Origin of the sequence: Leptospira mtsangambouensis, from assembly GCF_004770475.1 — a bacterium.
Taxonomy (GTDB): Bacteria; Spirochaetota; Leptospiria; order Leptospirales; family Leptospiraceae; genus Leptospira_A; species Leptospira_A mtsangambouensis.
This window is the reverse complement of record NZ_RQHK01000008.1, coordinates 38,451-57,085: the sequence shown is the minus strand read 5'-3', so window position 1 is coordinate 57,085 and position 18,635 is coordinate 38,451. Positions and strand designations below refer to the sequence as shown.

The 18,635-nt window shown below is 36.3% G+C and carries 17 protein-coding genes; 9 read left to right on the top strand and 8 right to left on the bottom strand.

Translation table 11 applies throughout. The annotated features are described in order from the left end of the window. Positions 1–46 precede the first annotated feature (46 nt). Together EHR01_RS10405 and EHR01_RS10400 are read left to right on the top strand one after the other, a co-directional pair. The gene (locus EHR01_RS10405; protein WP_167482945.1) at positions 47–1,081 is read left to right on the top strand and encodes an MBL fold metallo-hydrolase; all 1,035 of its coding nucleotides are present in this window, start codon (positions 47–49) and stop codon (positions 1,079–1,081) included. A 116-nt stretch (positions 1,082–1,197) separates the two neighbouring features. Then, positions 1,198–2,043 carry an SDR family NAD(P)-dependent oxidoreductase gene (locus EHR01_RS10400; protein ID WP_167482944.1) on the top strand — a complete coding sequence of 282 codons (846 nt, stop codon included), beginning with the start codon at positions 1,198–1,200 and terminating at the stop codon, positions 2,041–2,043. Between the two features lie 24 nt (positions 2,044–2,067). On the opposite strand, the gene EHR01_RS10395 is transcribed toward EHR01_RS10400, so the two are convergent. From EHR01_RS10395 to EHR01_RS10380, 4 genes are read right to left on the bottom strand one after another with little or no spacing between them, the layout of a single operon-like run. Next, positions 2,068–3,111 (bottom strand): alcohol dehydrogenase catalytic domain-containing protein, encoded by a 1,044-nt coding sequence (locus tag EHR01_RS10395; RefSeq protein ID WP_135694723.1) that lies wholly within the window; start codon positions 3,109–3,111, stop codon positions 2,068–2,070. A gap of 3 nt (positions 3,112–3,114) precedes the next feature. Beyond that, positions 3,115–4,134 carry a VOC family protein gene (locus EHR01_RS10390; RefSeq protein ID WP_135694722.1) on the bottom strand — a complete coding sequence of 340 codons (1,020 nt, stop codon included), beginning with the start codon at positions 4,132–4,134 and terminating at the stop codon, positions 3,115–3,117. After that, a complete protein-coding gene (locus EHR01_RS10385) occupies positions 4,134–5,438 on the bottom strand; it encodes an SMP-30/gluconolactonase/LRE family protein (protein WP_135694721.1) in 1,305 nt (434 codons plus the stop codon). Before EHR01_RS10385 ends, EHR01_RS10390 begins: the two co-directional genes overlap by 1 nt. A 26-nt stretch (positions 5,439–5,464) precedes the next feature. Further along, complete coding sequence (locus EHR01_RS10380) at positions 5,465–6,481, bottom strand: zinc-binding dehydrogenase (protein ID WP_135694720.1); 1,017 nt, start codon at positions 6,479–6,481, stop codon at positions 5,465–5,467. Positions 6,482–6,687: 206 nt separating this feature from the next. On the opposite strand from EHR01_RS10380, the gene EHR01_RS10375 reads away from it, so the two are divergent. Both EHR01_RS10375 and EHR01_RS10370 read left to right on the top strand, forming a co-directional pair. After that, complete coding sequence (locus EHR01_RS10375) at positions 6,688–7,368, top strand: hypothetical protein (protein ID WP_135694719.1); 681 nt, start codon at positions 6,688–6,690, stop codon at positions 7,366–7,368. A 126-nt stretch (positions 7,369–7,494) separates the two neighbouring features. Further along, complete coding sequence (locus EHR01_RS10370; RefSeq protein ID WP_244310069.1) at positions 7,495–8,286, top strand: helix-turn-helix transcriptional regulator; 792 nt, start codon at positions 7,495–7,497, stop codon at positions 8,284–8,286. Position 8,287: 1 nt separating this feature from the next. On the opposite strand, the gene amt is transcribed toward EHR01_RS10370, so the two are convergent. Both amt and EHR01_RS19310 read right to left on the bottom strand, forming a co-directional pair. Next, a complete protein-coding gene (gene amt / locus EHR01_RS10365; RefSeq protein ID WP_135694718.1) occupies positions 8,288–10,378 on the bottom strand; it encodes an ammonium transporter in 2,091 nt (696 codons plus the stop codon). Positions 10,379–10,719: 341 nt separating this feature from the next. Next, on the bottom strand, positions 10,720–10,941 hold the full coding sequence (locus EHR01_RS19310) for a hypothetical protein (protein ID WP_244310068.1): 222 nt from the start codon (positions 10,939–10,941) through the stop codon (positions 10,720–10,722). A 300-nt stretch (positions 10,942–11,241) separates the two neighbouring features. Between EHR01_RS19310 and EHR01_RS10355 the strand changes: the two genes are divergently transcribed. The 4 genes from EHR01_RS10355 to EHR01_RS10340 all read left to right on the top strand — a co-directional run bounded on the left by EHR01_RS10355 (position 11,242) and on the right by EHR01_RS10340 (position 15,514). Continuing rightward, positions 11,242–11,469 carry a DUF167 domain-containing protein gene (locus tag EHR01_RS10355; protein WP_135694717.1) on the top strand — a complete coding sequence of 76 codons (228 nt, stop codon included), beginning with the start codon at positions 11,242–11,244 and terminating at the stop codon, positions 11,467–11,469. A gap of 109 nt (positions 11,470–11,578) precedes the next feature. Beyond that, complete coding sequence (locus EHR01_RS10350) at positions 11,579–12,292, top strand: ABC transporter ATP-binding protein (protein ID WP_135694716.1); 714 nt, start codon at positions 11,579–11,581, stop codon at positions 12,290–12,292. 44 nt (positions 12,293–12,336) lie between these two features. Beyond that, complete coding sequence (locus EHR01_RS10345; RefSeq protein ID WP_208721762.1) at positions 12,337–14,637, top strand: ABC transporter permease; 2,301 nt, start codon at positions 12,337–12,339, stop codon at positions 14,635–14,637. A gap of 1 nt (position 14,638) precedes the next feature. Next, the gene (locus EHR01_RS10340; protein ID WP_135694715.1) at positions 14,639–15,514 is read left to right on the top strand and encodes an efflux RND transporter periplasmic adaptor subunit; all 876 of its coding nucleotides are present in this window, start codon (positions 14,639–14,641) and stop codon (positions 15,512–15,514) included. Here EHR01_RS10340 and EHR01_RS10335 read toward each other — a convergent pair. Both EHR01_RS10335 and EHR01_RS10330 read right to left on the bottom strand, forming a co-directional pair. Beyond that, positions 15,495–17,243 carry a PAS domain-containing sensor histidine kinase gene (locus EHR01_RS10335; protein ID WP_135694735.1) on the bottom strand — a complete coding sequence of 583 codons (1,749 nt, stop codon included), beginning with the start codon at positions 17,241–17,243 and terminating at the stop codon, positions 15,495–15,497. The genes EHR01_RS10340 and EHR01_RS10335 overlap by 20 nt on opposite strands. A 189-nt stretch (positions 17,244–17,432) precedes the next feature. Beyond that, a complete protein-coding gene (locus EHR01_RS10330) occupies positions 17,433–17,960 on the bottom strand; it encodes a TetR/AcrR family transcriptional regulator (protein WP_135694714.1) in 528 nt (175 codons plus the stop codon). Between the two features lie 61 nt (positions 17,961–18,021). On the opposite strand from EHR01_RS10330, the gene EHR01_RS10325 reads away from it, so the two are divergent. After that, entirely contained in the window at positions 18,022–18,555 is a 534-nt protein-coding gene (locus EHR01_RS10325; RefSeq protein ID WP_135694713.1) for a dihydrofolate reductase family protein, read from the top strand. Positions 18,556–18,635 lie beyond the last annotated feature (80 nt).

Genomic DNA, 18,635 nt, shown 5'->3' with positions numbered 1-18,635 from the left:
GAAAAGGAATTTTAAGTTTTACTGTTTTCTAATAACTTCGATTGCAATGATTAACTTCGCATTAATTTCTAATGAAGTCACTAAAAAAAGGTGGGATTCTCCGAATTATAAGGATGGTGCGTTTCATAATCTTGATGGTTCCAAAACTATGGCTGAGGGAGCAAGTTTACTCGGCATTGTCTATGACTATTTGATCAGTAGGCAGTTTGTACGAGAACCTAGTGGCCCCATACCAACCATCAAAACTAACTTAAAAAACTTACCAAAAGATAAGGATCTATACGTATGGTTTGGTCATTCTTCATTTCTTTTACAATTAAATGGTCAGACAATTTTAATTGACCCTGCGTTTAGTGGATATGCATCTCCTGTAAGTTTTAGTAACCTTGCTTATCCCGGAACTGATGTTTACGCTGTGGATGATTTTCCAGACATTGATTATTTGCTGATTACTCATGACCATTATGATCATCTCGATTTAAAAACTATATCAAAATTGAAAGACAAGATTAGAAATGTAGTCGTACCGCTTGGCATTGGTGATTATTTTAGAGAATTAGGATTTACTGAAAGTGTTATTTCCGAAAAAGATTGGTTCGATGAAGTGATCCTTGCCAATGATGACAAATTGATTTTGACACCTACAAAACATTCCTCAGGTCGTAGTATTTTTCAAAATCAAACCTTATGGACTTCCTATGTAATTCTTTCTGAAAAACTTAAAATCTACATCAGTGGTGATGGAGGTTATGGTCCGCATTTTTCAGAGTATGGGAAAAAATATGGGCCATTTACAATTGCAATTTTAGAAAATGGGCAATATAGAAAAATTTGGAAAAACGTACATTCATTTCCAGAGGAAGTGATACAAACAGCAAAAGATCTACAAACCCAGTATTTGATCCCGGTTCATTCTTCAAAGTTCACAATGGCATTACATGAATGGGATGAACCTCTTAAACGAATTCATTCCTTGGGGATACATCAAAATATTAACGTAGTCACACCCATGATCGGTGAGGCATTGGATCTCAGTCATCCAGAGACCCAATGCCCTAAATGGTGGGAAAAAGTGAAATAATGCCAAAGGCAATAGAGTCTGGTTAGTCTCTCAAACCAGAAGTATATTATTGGAATGCACCGAAATCATTCAAGCATCTATGTTTTTTTTCGGATATGATTCTTTCAAAAGGAACAATGAAATTGAATAAAAATTCGAGAAATATTTTGGTAACAGGTGCTGGTTCGGGGCTTGGTTTTGCTGTAGTAGAACGATTGATTCAAAACAAAAACAATAGAGTTTTTGGAACTGCCTTAGATGAAAAAGAAGCCAAAACTTTGCAAAAAAAATTCGGTGAAAGATTCTTCCCGATCATTGTCGATGTTCGCAATGAATCAAACACTGTCTCCGCTGCATCGAAATTGGAGCACCTCTTGAAAGGAGAAGGACTCAGTGCACTAATGAATATTGCCGGCATTGTCACGAACGGTCCTCTTAACGATATGACTTCAACAGACTTTCAAAATGTAATCAATGTAAACCTCATAGGTATTCATAATATGTGTAGGTCAGTACTGCCACTCTTGGTAAAAGGCAAAGGACGAATCGTGAATATTAGTTCACAAGGAGGTTCACGAACTCTTCCCTTTAATGGAGTTTATTCGGCGAGTAAATTTGGAGTAGAGGCATTATCAACCGCAATGCGCCTTGAATTTTATTGTTTGGGGATCAAGGTAATTGTCGTTGCGCCTGCAATGATCAATACACCGATGGCAACAAAAATTCAAAATGATCTAAAGAGAAAACCTTCACTCAAAGTTTACGAAGAGCCACTTCTTCGTTTTCTAGCGAAAGCAGAAAATTCATTTCGTCACGGGATACCTGTGGAAAAAGTCGCCGATACAATCATTCGGGCTACTACATTGAAGAATCCAAGTCACCGTTATGATATCCATCAGAATTGGTGGCGCGATTATCTTTTAATGAAATTGCTTCCTACAAAATGGAAGGATTTCATTTTCCGAAAAACATTTGGACTTTGATTTTCGTGTCACGAAGATTGACGACTAGTTTTCTTCTCCAACAACAATTTGGATTTTGCCATCAGTCATATGGTTGCTATAATAGGCATAGGCTTCGAAGGCATTTTCCAATTTAAATTGTTTATGAACTTTTGGCCTAAACATTCCATTTACATTATTGATTACCTCTCTAGATAATAGAAATCGGGAAAGAAGTGACAATGAATTGACGTAATATTCTGTTTCAAAGAATGCGATTTTCCATCCGTTAAATAATTTTTGCGGTTGGAATGACATAGGCCCTGTATTAAAATACCCATACATACAAAGTGTAGAACCTTGTGGTAACGCACGAATTAGAGTAAGTGGCATTTCTCCACCAATACAATCAAATCCATAAGTACAATTTACTTCTTTACATAAAGCAGTAAGATTCTCCTCAAAATTTGGATCTGATTGATTTAAAACATAAGAAGCACCCTCTTCTTTACATAGCTGAATCTGTTCCTCTCTGCGAACAATTGCGATACTCTTTAACCCATAACTATGAGCCACTCGCATTGTCATCCGTGCGACTGCACCTGCCGCAGCTGTGATAAAAAAATATTTAGAACCAGATGCCTTTGCCCACTTTGCCATTCCTACACCAGTAATTGGATTTGCAACTGATGATGCAGCATCTTGGAAATGAACATCATCAGGAAGAACTATCAGCTTCAATGCATCAGCTAACACATATTCGGCAAACATTCCATTTTTATTATAAAGCGAAACACGTTTCCCCAATCTAAGTCGACCAATGATTCCGCCACCACTCGCAACCACAACTCCAGCACCTTCGAATCCAACCCCACGTGGATAAGGGTAGTTTAAAGTGGAGCTGTAAACTCCACGGATGTGGTATAAATCATTAGGGTTCATGGAGCCCCGATTTACCTTTACGAGTACTTGTCCAGGTCCTGGCTTTGGAACATCCACCTCAATTAGTTCTAAACACTTTTTGATCTCATTCGGATTAGAAAGGAACTCTTCTGGTAAAGGTCCTATTTGTTTTAGGGCCTTCATTTTTTTTGGTATTTTGTATAACATTAGTTAGTCTCTTTTAATTGTTTTTCGTTCTACGTACACTATTAAGTTCCCATCCAAATCTTTAAGGAGGGCCCATTCGTTATTTTTTTGGTTCAGAATAGAACCTCCGGCTTTTGTAAACATTTCCAACGCATTGTTAAGATTTTGAACATAGAACCCTGTGGCCACACGTCCAAGATCAAATTGATTAGGAATTTTTTTTGATGATGACTCATTGTAAGTAAACACCTCAAAAGTTGGTCCACCGTCGCTATATCCTGGCAAAACAACATGTTTTCCTTTTACAATAGCACCATTGACTCCTGTTAGGTTTTTGATAAAATCGCCACTGTAATCTCTTTCAAAGCCTGTAGTCTGTGTGTTTAAAACTTGGTTATAGAACTCAATGGTTTTCACCCAATCTTTCGAGTTAATATTAACATGTAGAAACCGAATTGAATCGTTTTCTGGAGGTGATAATTTTAAATTGGTTCTTATCAGTGAATTTAAGGTTCTATAAATGGTTTTCGGAGTCACAGGGGTTGGGAAAGGCAAATGAACCTCAAAAATATTTCCATCTGGATCAGCTGCATACACAGCCGGGACTTTTTCCAAATCATCAAATGTACTAATGATTTTACCGCCGTTACTTCGAATCCTTTTAATCAGACCAGGAACATTATCACTTTCAAAACAAATATGAGCATACCCTAAATCATTAGCGAAAGAAACATCCGGCTTTGTTTGTTTGGATTTAAAAATAGTTAGACTGGGTCCTTCTTCTGCATATCCAGAAGTACGTAACGTATACACTTCTTTATTTTCTGTTAGATTCCAATCAGTTACATTTTCTAAAAGGATTGCACCAAAAGTGTTTTGGTAAAACAAAAAAAGTTTTTCTGGATTTTTGCTATTCATTATCACAGTCGCATATAGAAAATCAGAATTATCTAATTTTCTATAATTGCTTTTTGAATCAGATCCTATTGACCAAATCAAAATACCTGCGAGTAAAACCCCAAAAACGGATAAAGTTTTTTTCATTATTTGTCCCGACTCAAAATTTTATCTTTTGATTTTAATAAAAGAGAATTCATTGGTATATAGTGAATTCCTGTATTATCTTTATAAAAACTAGGGAGAAAAAATTTATCACCTACAGGAGCTACCACAGAAACATCTAAAATTTTAGTTCCATTATGGTGGCTATATGCTATCACCTCACTAGCATCAGGTGACAAAACAAGAATCCCTGTTCCTTTTGATTTTGGTAACCAGGTAGGTGGGATACGAAGTATCAAAGGTTTGATCCAAGGATTTCTATGCAGCCAATTCATTAGACCTGTTCGGTCTTTGATAAGAGCAACCAAAACTCTTCCATCCTTATCTCTATCAAGACCATCTGGTAAACCGGGAAGATTATCCCATAAAACTGTATATTTTCCTTGGTTTGGCCCAAACAAAGAAGCGCGACCCATTCGGAAATTGACAGTTTCGCTAATGAGTAAACTTTCTTCTTCACCATTTTTATTGTATTCGATTAATATTCCATCGGCGAATACAATGTTCTCTATGACTAGACCGATTGTTTTTTTCTCTGTATCATATCGCCAAACACGACCATTGTGAGCCAAGGTGATCCCTTCAGCAAATGCACCAAGTCCTGAGGAAGCTTTCGGATGACTGAAAGGCTCTGTGATATAAACATGACGTCCATCTTTAGAGACAGCTAAATCATTACAAAATTGCAAAGGTCGGCTGCCCTCTCCATATAAATCAGAAACTTTTGTATTTTTAAGTGGATTCGAATATACGACAACCTGATCTTCAGATTTTTGATTTGGAATTTCCAATCCGTCCTCTCGCATATTCCCTGTTATAGGGACGCGCGTAACAATTTCCTCGAATTTTTTAGAATTGAGATCCAATACATACAAACCAGGATTTTTTTGATATTTATTATAATCAAGTCGAGCCATACAGAAATAAAGTTGATCTTTTTTCCCTGGGACCAAGGTAGCACCAGTAGGTGAAACTGGAGATTCTGCAAATTTTTCAGCAGTATTTGTATCAAGATCGACTAACCAAATCCATTCATCTCTTGCACTCACTAAAACTTTATTGGTTCCTGGAATCCCAATGATTTCATCATGGCCAGGTATTTCTTTTCCTAAGTCTACAATGTCTGTGGAAATTAGATCACCTATGTCGGCATTTTTCAACTCCATAGGCATTTCTTCTACCAAACGAGCTTTTGAGACTTCATTATAACTTGGGGGAGTTGTCAACAGCCAAGACAATACTACAAAAATTGTGACGACTCCAAAAATATAATATTTGTTAATCATTTGATTCCTTCTTATTTAATGAAAGTTTATGGGACTAATACGACTTTGCCGATATTTTTTCTTGATTCAATGTATTGATGAGCTTCTGCAATTTGATCAAAAGTAAATATTCTATCTACATAAGGATTGATCCAACCCTCTTTCTGACCATTAACTAATGCTTCAACCCAGTGATTTATTTTTTTCTTCTCATGCCATAACCTAGAAGTATTCACACCAAATATTCCTTTATTAGAAACTAATAGTTGGATTGCATGAAAAACTGGTGTTTGAATTAACATTTTTAACTTTTCAAATTTCCCTCTAATACCAGGTACAGCAGCAGATGAAAGCCCAAATAGAGCAACTCTACCTGTGCTGCTTAAAGATAAAAAACTCAATTTCAAATTTTTCCCACCAATTGGATCCATTACAAAATCTAGACCGCGACCACCTGTAAGCTTCATTACTTCTTCTTTCCAGTTCTGTTTTGTGTAGTCGATGGCATGATCTAATCCCTGCTTTGTTAAAAAAGCATGTTTGTGACCACTTGCAGTACCAAAAGTTTTTGCACCTATGTGTTTCGCAATTTCTAATGCTGCAAGTCCCACACCACCACCTACATTGTGTATTAACACTGATTCGTTGGATTGTAATCCCCCCATAGCGATCAGTATTTGATATGCAGTAATGTAATTTACCAAAAAAGCGGCACCTTGTTCGAAAGACATATTAGGTGGTTTTTCGTAGACTTGGTCGATCGGAACATTTACCTGTTCTGCTTGACCATTAAATTTTGTAATCGCCACAACTTCTTTACCTAACCAAGACGAATCAACGTCAGATGAAACTTTATCAATTATCCCAGATACTTCATATCCAACCGTGCATGGGTATACTGGTGGATTTGGATAGGAACCCATACGAATCATGACATCTGCGAAGTTAATTCCCGCTGCCTTTACTGCAATTCGAACTTCACCTGAAGTAGGTAATAGGTCTCGCACCTCTTCAATCTTCAATACTTCCAAGCCACCTTTCTTTCGAGTGACAATTCTTCTCATTAAATTTCCTTTCCATTATTCTATTTTTTATAGAAACAGTAGAGTAGATGATCAGAATAACATATAGGTTTTGAGGTGGCTTGAATGAATTCGGGATGACTCCCAAAAAACTTAAAAAAAACTAAATGCCGAAATCATTCAAGCAATCTATCAATCAATGATATATCATTGGATAAATTGATTTTATTTTAGGAAATATAAACTAAATGTATTTTGGACATTTCGCAGTAGCAGTTGCCATCAAGGCAAAAGAACCAAAAGTTCCCACCTTACCTATATTCATTGGTGTTTGTTTCCTTGATATTTTAAATGCATTCTTTATCTTAATTGGTATTAGTCGAGTGAGCCCCAACTTAGAAGCATTACCGTATTTATTTTATAATTTAGATTATATTGATTGGGATCATTCACTAACAATGGCGTTGGTATGGTCTTTTCTTTGGGGTGCTTCATTTCTTAAAGATAAAAAAATTGCATTGATCGCATTTCTTGCTGCCTTTTCCCACTTCCTTATCGATTGGCCTATGCATAATTCAGATCTGGCTCTTTACCCAAATTCTCATCTTCATTTCGGATTAGGACTATGGGGTAAAATGGGGATTTGGGCTTGGGTTGGAGAAATTTTCTTTAGTGGTATCTTGCTAATTTATGCATGGCAAAAGTCGACGACCTATCGAAATAATTTAAAATGGCAAATTATTTTCCTTTGTCTATTAGCATCCCAACTCTCTCCTTGGCTTTCCCCAATGAAGTTTGCAGCTACATTATCAGAACCTTATGCACATTTAATGCACGCTTATTTGATGTTTGCAGGGTTTCTCGTCCCACCCGGAATCTTTATATGGCTTGACTCGCTTTCCAAAAAGGAAAAAAAGGATCCCATTTAGTACATTGTTCTTTTTATCAAATTCTTTGACCCCGAAAAAAAATTTACATTGCATTTTAAAAATCTAATTCAATCCTACATTCCTGCTAGATCCCATTTACGTTGATTTGGCATAGGGAACCCTTTTATGGATTTAGATCAAACTGGGATTATGTATCTCTGGAATAGTCGGGTTATGTATGCAACGAATGCAATGCAGACAGATTTCCACGAACATTATGCAGCAACTTTGGCTATCTCCATTTCTCTTGAAAAAAAAATCCATATTGAAACAGAAACTAACTCAGGTGATTACCGAGTGGCTCTCGTTGGACCAAATACTTTTCATAGAACGGTAGCGCCTGGAGTAGAAATGATTGCGTTGATCATTGATCCTGAAACTTACGAGTATGGTTCCATTGCAGATCGCACAAAAAACGGATTTGTTAAAGAATTTGAGATTTCCCCTTTCGTTCCATTAAAATCCAAACTTTGGGACTTGTATTATGGGAATCTTTCCAACGAACAAGCATGGGAATTACAACAAGAGTTATTAAGATCTATTTTCCCTTTTGAAGTATTACCTAAAAAAATAGATGAAAGGATACTAAGGATTGCCCATAAAGTTCGAACTGAGTTACCTAATACAATTCGAATGAAAGAAATTGGAAAAGAATTTTCAATATCCGATGATAGACTCGTACGTTTATTTAAAGAATCAATGGGCATCCCACTGAGAAGATATCTTTTGTGGGTGAAACTATTAAAAGCCAGTTATCTTTTAAAAAATGGTATCAGCCTCACGGAAGTAGCGCATGCCGCTGGTTTCTCAGATTCGGCACACTTCACAAGAACATTCAAAGAAAATTTTGGGTTTGTTCCCTCACTCTTCTTCGGTCATTTAAGATCCACTGAAGTCCGATTTTGCGAAACAGAGTAAACTATGTTGCAAACTGAAAATAAGGCAAACTGACTTCTGGTTCACGTATCCTTTGTTTGACGAGGAAGGTTTTGATTTTTCCTTTTCCCTTGACTTCAATTTCACCTCTTTCTTCCAATTCAAAATCGGATCGGATTAGATCTGCCGTAGATTCCGTAATTTGGATTTCGTTTGGTAGACCATGTGACTCCATCCGGGAAGCAAGATTGACCGCATCACCCCAAATATCATAAATAAATTTTTTGGTCCCAATCACACCAGCAACTACCGGACCAGTGTTAATTCCAATCCTCATACTAAGTTTGGTTCCACTTTTTCCAAGCCGCAACCTTGAAAGAAGAGATTTCATATCCCAGGCCATATGAGTCGCAAGTAAAGAATGGAATTGATCAGGCGCAGGTAAACCGGCTACTGCCATATAAGCATCTCCAATGGTTTTGATTTTTTCCAAACGATACTTTTCCGCGAGGACATCAAAATAAGAAAAAATTTCATTTAAAATGCGAACCACTGCTTCCGGTTTCATTCCTGAAGAAATTTGAGTAAAACCGACAATATCTGCGAATAGAACAGACACCTCTGGATAACTGTTGGCAATTAATCCTTGTTTTTCTTTTAACTCTTCTGCAATTGACTTTGGTAAAACATTTAACAGAAGTTTTTCGGCTCGCTCTTGTTCATTTCGTACCTTTTCATATGCATTTGCAATTTCAATTCGTGAGTCTTCATTTTCTTTTAGAGTGGATCGAACTTTGCCAAGAACTAGGTTATATCTCTCTGCAATTTGGCCCACTTCAGTAAAAGGTTCTACAGGAACATCAAGAGTTAAATCTCCCGTTTTATGTTGGTAATCCATTGATAAAAAAAGATCAATGAGTTCTGTTGTGGCTTTGTGTTCAGAAATATTTAAACCCATCCTTTCTTCTGTTTCATCCACTCTTAGATGGTAAAATCGATTGATACTTTTGAAAATAAAATAGGAAACACAAAAAGCAAATAAACCAATCACAAATGCACCCAAAACTTGGATGAGTAAAAAATCCCCTCTTCCACTTGTTGCACCTAACTTTTCTAAATCTCCAAAAATTCCCACTGCAAAAGTTCCCCAAAGCCCACCAACAAGATGAACAGGAACCGCACCAACTGCATCGTCAATTTTCCATTTTTCGAGTAATTTTTCAGCAGGAATCGTAAGTGCTCCAGCTATCATACCAATCAACGCAGCTTGAGCTGGTTCTACACAATCGGCACTGGCTGTGATGGAAACAAGCCCCGCCAAAGATCCGTTAAGTGGAGAAATAGCCTCTGGATATCCTTTTACAAACCAAGTCAAAAACAAAGCCACCATCATCGAAAAACCTGAGGCTATAATGGTATTTAAAATTACGATTGGGACAGATCCGTTAAAAGCCAGTGTGCTTCCGCCATTAAATCCCATCCACCCAAACCAAAGAATTATTCCACCTAACATTGCCAAAGGGAGATTACTTCCTGTCACAGCTTTGGAAGGTTCACCGTCTTTGAATCTTCCAAGCCTTGGACCCACTACAAGAAGGAGAGCTAAAGAAACCCAACCACCCACACTATGTACTTGAGTGGATCCAGCAAAGTCATGAAACCCTAATTGTTCCAACCAACCTTTGGATGTTTCTGTAAATGTCCCACCCCAAACCCAATGCCCAACAATTGGATAGATGATACCGGAGATAAGAGCAGTGGCGAGTAAATAGGATGGAAACTTCAAACGTTCTGCAACAGCACCAGAAACAATCGTCGATGCTGTTCCGCAAAACATCAACTGGAACAAAAAGAAAGTGGGAGGCCAGGCATTGTCCTTAGGAAAGTTAGGCAAAAATAAATCAGTACCTAACAAGCCATAAAAGGATGACCCAAACATGATTCCAAATCCGAAAAGATAAAATAGAAGAGTTGCAACACCGAAATCTGCTATGTTTTTTATCGCAACGTTGATTGAGTTTTTTGCTCGAGTCAATCCAGACTCCAATACCAAAAACCCTCCTTGCATCATCAACACAAGACCCGAACAGACAAGTACCCACAAAATATCCAATAGACTTTTTTGAACCGACATCCCTACCCTCGAATTCTATTCCATTTTTTTGAAAGACTGAAATGGACCTGATTCTATGAGATGGTGACTATTTTTTTTAGATCGGCAAGTCGAATTCTAAGCAATCTCACCTAACAATCATTTTAAAAAACAAACGAGTCGTTCTAAGAATATATATTTTGTTTATAATATAAGCAACTTGCTTGTTATTTGTCCCTACACCATTTACGCTGAGTGTGACGAAGTGCCGAACGAAGCGGAAATCCTTTCCCGAAGGAAAAAATGGAACAAAGAGCGGGTTCGCGTTTCAATAAAATGTTTGTCACCAAACAGAATCGAGGCGCCACACAAAAAAAGAAAAATTACTTTTTTATTTTATATTTTTTTAATAAATAAAGAGATTCTTTCCAAAAAATGCAAGTAAGACCAATCGCAATAAATGAAAAAACAAATACCTCACCTAATTCGATAAAGGCGTTTAAAGTTTCTTCATGACAGAGATCAATTGCAGAACCTGCATAAACAGCACTAGCCGAAACTCCAGTGGTTACGTTTTGATTGGTATTCAACATTATAAATGACAAAGCCGGATTCTGGATCGACGATATTTTTGTTAGAAACAATACCAGAAACAAGACTGGATTCTTTGGAATTTCTAAAGGTTTCGTCACAGAAAACACGTAGATATTCCCAATCATCTGAAGAATTGATGACAAGAAGAGTCGAAAAGGTTGCCGTAAATACAACCATCAACAAAAGAAAAAATAAGTAGCAAAAGAGAAAGATGATTTAGAAACTTTCATCAAAGTTATATCCTTTTCTATTTGTTTATGAACGATGGAACTGAACTGGTACAAAATCAAGAAACTCCAAACTAAAAATATATGAAACTGACCGTAAAGGTAAAACCAAATAACAAACAACCAGGATTAGAATTTTTATCCGAAACGGAATGTATTGCGCGTTTGAAGTCACCACCAGTGGATGGGAAGGCGAATGAGGAATTAATCGAAGCACTTTCGAAACACTTTCATGTTCCGAAAAAGAATATCTCTATTCTGTCTGGACTTTCTTCCAAATCAAAATTAGTTTCTATCCTTCCAAAAGATTGAGAAACATCAACCATTCATACTAAAAATCCATTAATTTTTCTGTTCACAGAATCTAAGTAAATTACTAAATTTGTAAAATTAAGAGTTCTTTTTGCACTCGCAGTATTTAATGAAGAAATCGAACACCCTTCTAGAAACAAAAAATCTTGGAAAAACCTACCAAGTAGGTGAGGTGCCACTAGTCGCCCTTCATTCAGTCAATCTTAAATTCAATGAAGGTGAACTAACAGTCATGTTAGGTGCATCTGGTTCAGGAAAATCGACACTCCTCAATATTTTGGGGGGACTTGATACAGCCACCACCGGTGAAGTTTTTTTTCATGGGAAAACTTTGGCTCTCGAAAATGATGAGGGACTCACACAATATAGAAGAAATTACGTTGGTTTTGTGTTTCAATTTTATAATTTAATCCCAAGTCTTACAGCAGAAGAGAATGTTCGTTTGGTGACAGATCTATCAAACCATTCTATGACACCTCTAGAGGCATTAACACTTGTAAAACTTGCAGATAGAAAAAATCACTTCCCGGCTCAACTTTCTGGCGGGGAACAACAACGAGTTGCAATAGCTCGCGCCATTGCCAAAAGACCAGAACTTTTGTTATGTGATGAACCAACGGGTGCATTGGATTTTAAAACAGGAAGAATTGTATTAGAAGCCATCACTGGGATCAACCAAGAACTAGGAACAACTACTGTTGTGATCACACACAATGAGTCTATTGCTCAAATCGCTGACAGGATTATTTTAGTAAAAGATGGAACAATTGTATCTGACTCAATCAATCGTCATAAAAAACCTGTATCCGAGGTTAGTTGGTGATCGGCAGAACCTTAAATCTAAAACTTCTAAGAGATTTAAAGGCGATGACCATGCAAGGACTCACTGTCGGATTGGTGATTGCAGCTGGAATTAGTTATTTTTCCGCTTCTTGGGCGGCTTACTTTTCGTTGTTAGATGCCAAATTAAACTTTTACAGCAAACAAAATCTTTGCGAAGGATTTGTTTATTTAAACAGGGCCCCTTCTTATCTTGAGTCCAAAATACGGGCACTCCCAGGGATCTCCGACTTTGAAACAAGAATTTCAAAAGAAATTGTTTTAGATTTTCCAGGTGAGACGTATCCTTCTGCAGCGCAATTAATTTCGCTACCCGAACATACAAATACATTATACTTAAAAAAAGGGTTTTTACCAAAACAAAACCAAGATATAGTGATTAGCGAAAATTTCGCCAATGCAAATCAATTAGAACCTGGCTCGATTCTTTCTTCCATTATTGGAGGGAAACGAGTTTTTCTTCAAGTAACAGGAGTTGGGTTATCACCTGAATTTGTATATGTCTTTAGGCCTGGAATTCCTATGCCGGATGATAAACATTATGGAATCATTTGGATGAAACGAGAAGCAATGGAAGCAAACTTTAACTTCGAAGGTGCTTTTAACCAAATTATTTTCCACTTTGCTGCTGAAGGAGAAGAAAGGTTACGTACGATGCGAGACCTGGATGTTCTTTTGGACGAATACGGAGGTTTAGGTGCAAAGGAAAGAAAACTTTTACCTTCTGATTCCTTTTTAAGTGATGAATTTAGACAACTTCGAACAACAGCTGTATTTTTACCTGGGATTTTTTTAGCAATCGCTGCTTTTTTATTGCACATCATATCAAATCGACTTATTTCAAAAGAAAGAGAACAAATCGCCACGTTACGAGCGCTTGGTTATACTTCCCAAGACATCGTTTTCCATTACTTGAAGTTAATCACCTTTATCACAGCATTGAGTAGTTTACTTGGAGTGATCATTGGTTATTATTTAGGAAATGCGATGACTGGCCTTTATGGAAGATTTTATAAATTCCCACAATTGGTGCCAATTTTCCCTCCCCTACTCGCTTTATTCAGTGTTAGTTTTGGGATTCTAATTGGAGGAATTGGTACCATCTTTTCCTTACGTACCATCATAAAACTTGATCCGGCACAAGCGATGCGACCTGCACCTCCAGGAACATATACAATTTCTTTTTGGGAAAGTTGGATCACAGATCTAAGAACCATCCAAAGAATGGTTTTTAGAAATCTATTTAAAAGACCAACTCGAACTATCCTTACTATCTTAGGTTTATCAACTTCGATCATGATTATGATCATTGGGAATTTTATCCAAGATACCGTTGGCACATTACTCGATTTACAATTTAATACAATCCAAAGGGAAACACTTACTTTAGTTTTTAGAGTTCCCGTAGAAGATTCTATATTGTTCGACTTAAAAGAAAAAAAAGGTGTTTTTATAGCGGAGGGACAACGTTCCATTCCCATCAAAATTACTAAAAATAGAAAATCCAAAGATACAGTTTTGACGGGTATTTCCGATAATTCCGATTTAAGACGAATTCTAAACCATGACCTTCATCCCATTAGTATTCCTGTTTATGGAATTATGATGAATACTGAACTTGCAAACAAACTTGGGATTCAAAAGGGAGAAACGATTGTTATCGAAACTTTGGATGGAGAAAAAAGAAAAATTCCCGTAACTGTTTCTGCTTTCGCAAATGAAATTTTAGGCCAAGGCGTGTTTATCACTCGAAATAATCTCAATCGGATGTTAGACGAGGGTAGTTTAATCAATGTAGCTTTGTTAAAAACAGATCCAATAGAAGATAAAAATTTAATTGAAGAATTTAAAGACAATCCATTAGTGATAGGTTTGTTTTCAAAGTCAGCAATCCTCACTGCATTTAAGGACGTGATGCAAAGATCTCTCCAATCAACGTCTGTTGTTATTTTAATATTTACAATTATCATTTCGATTGGCGTAATATATAATACAGCAATGATCACTCTATCTGAACGAATTTATGAACTAGGAAGTTTGCGAATTCTGGGATTTAGTTTGAAAGAAGTTTTTGAAATCATTGTTTGGGAACTCACTTGGCAAATTTTGGTGGCGATCCCTATCGGATGTTTTTTAGGAAACAAAGTTGCCAATTTAATATTAAACAGCAACGAAACAGAAGGATTTAAAGTTCCTGTAGTAATTTTCCCATCAACCTACTATTATTCGATCCTTCTGGCATTATTTACTGCAGCAATTAGTTTTGTAATCGTTTATCGAAAGTTAAAAACAATGGATTTATTAAGTGTACTCAAGGTAAGAGAATAATATGACAAAAGAAAAAATTTTAGAATTAGTTAAAACAAAAAACGCTAAGATCGCCATTGGTGTGGTACTTTTTTTAGTTATTTCTTTTTTGATTTTAAAAAAAGATCCAAAACCTGTAGAAGTTTCGGTTGTCGCTCAAGGTGTTTACAAACAAATACTCTCAGTTCAAGGTAAAACAAAAATAAAAGAACTTTATACAGCCTATTCCCCGGTAAACGGTGTTATGCGGAGGGTGGAATTACATGCTGGAGATAAAGTTTCAAAGGGAATGACCTTAGTCACTGTTGACTGGGACATCATCAAAGTAGTAAAAGCAACTGCAAACGGTCAAATATTAAAAGTATATCGCGAAAGTGCGGGTCCGGTCGCTATGGGTGAGCGGATTTTGGACTACGGAGACATTACCAAAATTGATGTATCTGCTTTTGTCCTATCGGAAGATATGCCTGACTTAGACCTTAATGATAAAGTTTTACTTACTGGATTCGGAGATCAAACTTTAGAAGGGCGAGTGTCTATCATAGAACCTTCTGCGGTAACTAAAATTTCATCCTTAGGTGTGGAAGAACAACGAGTTCCCATATTCATTGAATTTAATCCGCCACACGGAATTGGTGATGGTTATGAATTAGAATGTAAAATCATTCTATTTGAAAAACCAAATTCAATTGTCATACCGACTTCTGCATTGTTTCGTGAAGATGAAAAATGGGCAGTGTTTACTGTTGAAAAAAAGAGAGCCAAACTTCGATTTGTTGAGGTTGAACACCAAAGTGAAGGAATTAGTATGATTAAAAATGGTCTTTCAGTTGGGGAATCAGTGATACTTTACCCCGGTGATACAGTGGTCAACGGAACTAAAGTCGTTCCCGAATAGGAACACTTGATTCTTTAGGTAAGGTGAAAAAGAACCTTGAACCCTTACCTAATTCACTTTCCACACGAATACTGCCACCATGTTTTTCGATAAATTCTTTGCACAAAATCAAACCAAGAGCAGTACCTCTTTCTCCAATTGTACCTGGCATACTCGTTTGTTTGGCATCAATACGAAATAACTTTTTCTGAATCTCCTCGTTGATACCAATTCCAAAATCAGTGATACAAATTTGAATGTCATTTTCTATAGATTCAGCTGAAATCCTAACTTCAGCATTAGGTTGAGAATACTTAACCGCATTGGAAATTAGATTTCTAAGTATAGTTTCTATCATTTTTTCGTCCGCATAGGCAGTTGTATTAGGATCAACAGAGTTCTTTACTATTATGGATTTGTTTTGAATCGAAAATGAAACAGAAGCTATTGCTGATTCTATGGAGCGATATAAAGAAATACTCTCTGGAAAAAAAGCAATTTCTCCGGTTTGCGATCTTGCCCAAGTGAGTAAGTTTTCTAAAAGATTATAAATTTCACCAGAAGATTGAAAAAGAATACTCAAATCATTTTTTGTTCGTTTTAAGGGTCTTGAATCTAAATCTTCTAAAATCATACCAGCAAAGGTATTCATCCCGCCAATCGGGCCTTTTAAATCATGTGCAATGATCGAAAAAAATTTATCCTTAGTATGATTCAATAACTGTAATTCGGAAAAAAACTTATTCTTTTCTATTTCAGCTTTTTTTCTTTTATCAATGTTTCTTGAGACACCTAATATACTAATCGAACCATTTGGGTTCCATTGAAAGACTGTATTTGCTTCGATCCAAATTGTTGAGCCATCTTTACAGTATTGTTCCACTTCGTCGCTGAACGGTTTTCTCTCTCCTGTTTCTCTAAATTCTTGGATTCTCGACGGCAATACATCCATGATATATTTGAAAGATGTTGGTGTGAACGAATCTTGTACTGAATGAAGAACTGCTTCTTCCGATGTAAAGCCTGTAATGTTAAGTACCGAAGGACTGACATATACATACTTTTGGTCGTCATAATTTAATACCCAAATGACATCTGAAGTATTTTCAGCAAGCAAACGGTATTTCTGTTCACTTTCCTCTTGGCCTTTAATGAAGATATCGATGCACATCATCAAAAACCCAAATGTCATCATGACAGAAGTTACATAAAAAAACAAATAAGTGATGTCTTGAATGGGTCCTTTTCCAAATGCTATTTGCGAAACAGAAACATCAGCAAAAGTATAATACAAAAAACGAAAAAATAAAAAGATGCCACAGGCTAAATAGAAAAAGGCTGCAAAATGACTTGATAGTCTTGCTTTTCTATTTGCTGCTAAGATGGTTTTAGAAGACAATATGAGTTGAATGGAAGCTGCAAAAGATATTAATGAAATTCGATATTTTGGTGCAAGATCAGAAAAATGGTGTAATACCAACAAAACAAATACTAAAACAACTGAGAAAAGTCCTGACTTCCACATTGTCTTTCTATCAAACATTGATAGTATGATGTTATTAGAATAAACGAGTGATAAAAGTATTAGCGAGTTCCCTGCGCTGATAGAAATCCAGTCCGGGATAACACCGCGAAGAGCTCCCATTACTACCCATCCTAGGGCCTGTAATAAAGTGGCAATTGACCAATCTTTAACAAAGCGAAGTCTTTGGAAATAACCTCTCGCAGCAAACCAAAGTCCCCCAGACATTAGCAAACACCCAACGATGTTTATAAATACAACTGTGCGAGGGTCTATGTTCATTGAAGTTAGGAGAAACCCGAGATTTCAAATAAATGTTTTTTAAGTCTGTAATTTTATCAACTACAAATGAGGGATGATAGGTGAATTTTGCTAAGCTTTCAAAAGCACAATCTTAACTAAACAAAAATTAGGTGATCAAAGAGAATCCAAAAGATATGACAATAAAGATTCAAATTCCTTTTGATTAGCAGGATTCAGTTTTGCTTTTTGTTTTTTAGGAGATACAAATGAGAACGCAAGTGCATTGCCATGGATAAAATCGATTATGATGTTTAAGGTTTTTCCAATATCGGCTTTAGGAAAATTCTTTTCGATTAAATATTTTAACGTTTGATTAAATGTCACAACAGAAGGAAAACCATTATAAGAATTTTTAATAAGGTATAGAGACAATCCTGGGTAGTCGAGAAATAGATTCCAATATTCATATAAAATTATTTTTAATGTTGTTTTAGATGGTTTGTCAGCAACAGCAACTCGGTCCTGGAACCGATTAAAGATTTGTTCTACCATGGCATGAGTTAATGCATCTTTATTTTCGAAGTAATGGTATACAGCCATCGGGTCCACACCTAATTTTGTAGCTAATTTCCGCATACTAAAAGATTCGTATCCGTCTTTTTCACATATTTTCAGACCAGTTTGAATTATTTTTTGTTTCATTTTTTGAAAGTATATTCTACGGTGTAGAAACAAAGGTCTACACCGTAGAATAATTCATATAATGATAAAATATAAAGCATTTATTGCAAGCAGTTTAGATGGTTTTATCGCAAGAAAAAATGGGACACTCGATTGGCTCACTTCCGATGAATTTAAGTTAGATAACGATGACTTTGGATATTCATCCTTTATGAAAGGAATTGATTGTATTGTTATGGGCAGGGTTACCTTCGAGACTGTTCTTGGCTTTGAACCATATCCTTTTGATTCTATCCCTGTTTACGTTTTTACTCATAACCCCGATTACAAATTTGAGACCCAACATCCAATTTTTATTTTTAATGGAACAATTAAAAATTTAACGGCTACTTTAGTAAAAAAGCAGATCAAAGCCGCCTATGTAGATGGAGGGAAACTGATTCAGCATTTTATCAACGAACAGGCGCTAGATGAAATCACAATCACACGTACACCAATTTTACTTGGCTCTGGCCTTCCTCTTTTCGGTGATTCTGCCCAAGACCAAAAACTAAAACACATACGAACTTTGACTTATCCCAACGGATTTGTTCAATCCACTTATCATCTGAAGTAACATGAACTTTCTGAAAGAAAACTTTTGGAAATTCAATCTTTGATTGAAAGAAAGTGGAATTTGTGTTAGAGATTTTAGGA

Excerpts from the sequence above, each read along its gene's own strand:
- EHR01_RS10380 (WP_135694720.1), bottom strand. The coding sequence starts at position 6,481 with ATGAGAAGAATTGTCACTCGAAAGAAAGGTGGCTTGGAAGTATTGAAG.
- EHR01_RS10340 (WP_135694715.1), top strand. The coding sequence starts at position 14,639 with ATGACAAAAGAAAAAATTTTAGAATTAGTTAAAACAAAAAACGCTAAG.
- EHR01_RS10370 (WP_244310069.1), top strand. The coding sequence starts at position 7,495 with ATGGATTTAGATCAAACTGGGATTATGTATCTCTGGAATAGTCGGGTT.
- EHR01_RS10355 (WP_135694717.1), top strand. The coding sequence starts at position 11,242 with ATGAAACTGACCGTAAAGGTAAAACCAAATAACAAACAACCAGGATTA.
- EHR01_RS10330 (WP_135694714.1), bottom strand. The coding sequence starts at position 17,960 with ATGAAACAAAAAATAATTCAAACTGGTCTGAAAATATGTGAAAAAGAC.
- EHR01_RS10335 (WP_135694735.1), bottom strand. The coding sequence starts at position 17,243 with ATGTCTGGGGGACTTTGGTTTGCTGCGAGAGGTTATTTCCAAAGACTT.
- EHR01_RS10395 (WP_135694723.1), bottom strand. The coding sequence starts at position 3,111 with ATGTTATACAAAATACCAAAAAAAATGAAGGCCCTAAAACAAATAGGA.
- EHR01_RS10385 (WP_135694721.1), bottom strand. The coding sequence starts at position 5,438 with ATGATTAACAAATATTATATTTTTGGAGTCGTCACAATTTTTGTAGTA.
- EHR01_RS10405 (WP_167482945.1), top strand. The coding sequence starts at position 47 with ATGATTAACTTCGCATTAATTTCTAATGAAGTCACTAAAAAAAGGTGG.
- EHR01_RS10325 (WP_135694713.1), top strand. The coding sequence starts at position 18,022 with ATGATAAAATATAAAGCATTTATTGCAAGCAGTTTAGATGGTTTTATC.
- EHR01_RS10390 (WP_135694722.1), bottom strand. The coding sequence starts at position 4,134 with ATGAAAAAAACTTTATCCGTTTTTGGGGTTTTACTCGCAGGTATTTTG.
- amt (WP_135694718.1), bottom strand. The coding sequence starts at position 10,378 with ATGTCGGTTCAAAAAAGTCTATTGGATATTTTGTGGGTACTTGTCTGT.
- EHR01_RS10375 (WP_135694719.1), top strand. The coding sequence starts at position 6,688 with ATGTATTTTGGACATTTCGCAGTAGCAGTTGCCATCAAGGCAAAAGAA.
- EHR01_RS10400 (WP_167482944.1), top strand. The coding sequence starts at position 1,198 with ATGAAATTGAATAAAAATTCGAGAAATATTTTGGTAACAGGTGCTGGT.
- EHR01_RS10345 (WP_208721762.1), top strand. The coding sequence starts at position 12,337 with ATGACCATGCAAGGACTCACTGTCGGATTGGTGATTGCAGCTGGAATT.
- EHR01_RS10350 (WP_135694716.1), top strand. The coding sequence starts at position 11,579 with ATGAAGAAATCGAACACCCTTCTAGAAACAAAAAATCTTGGAAAAACC.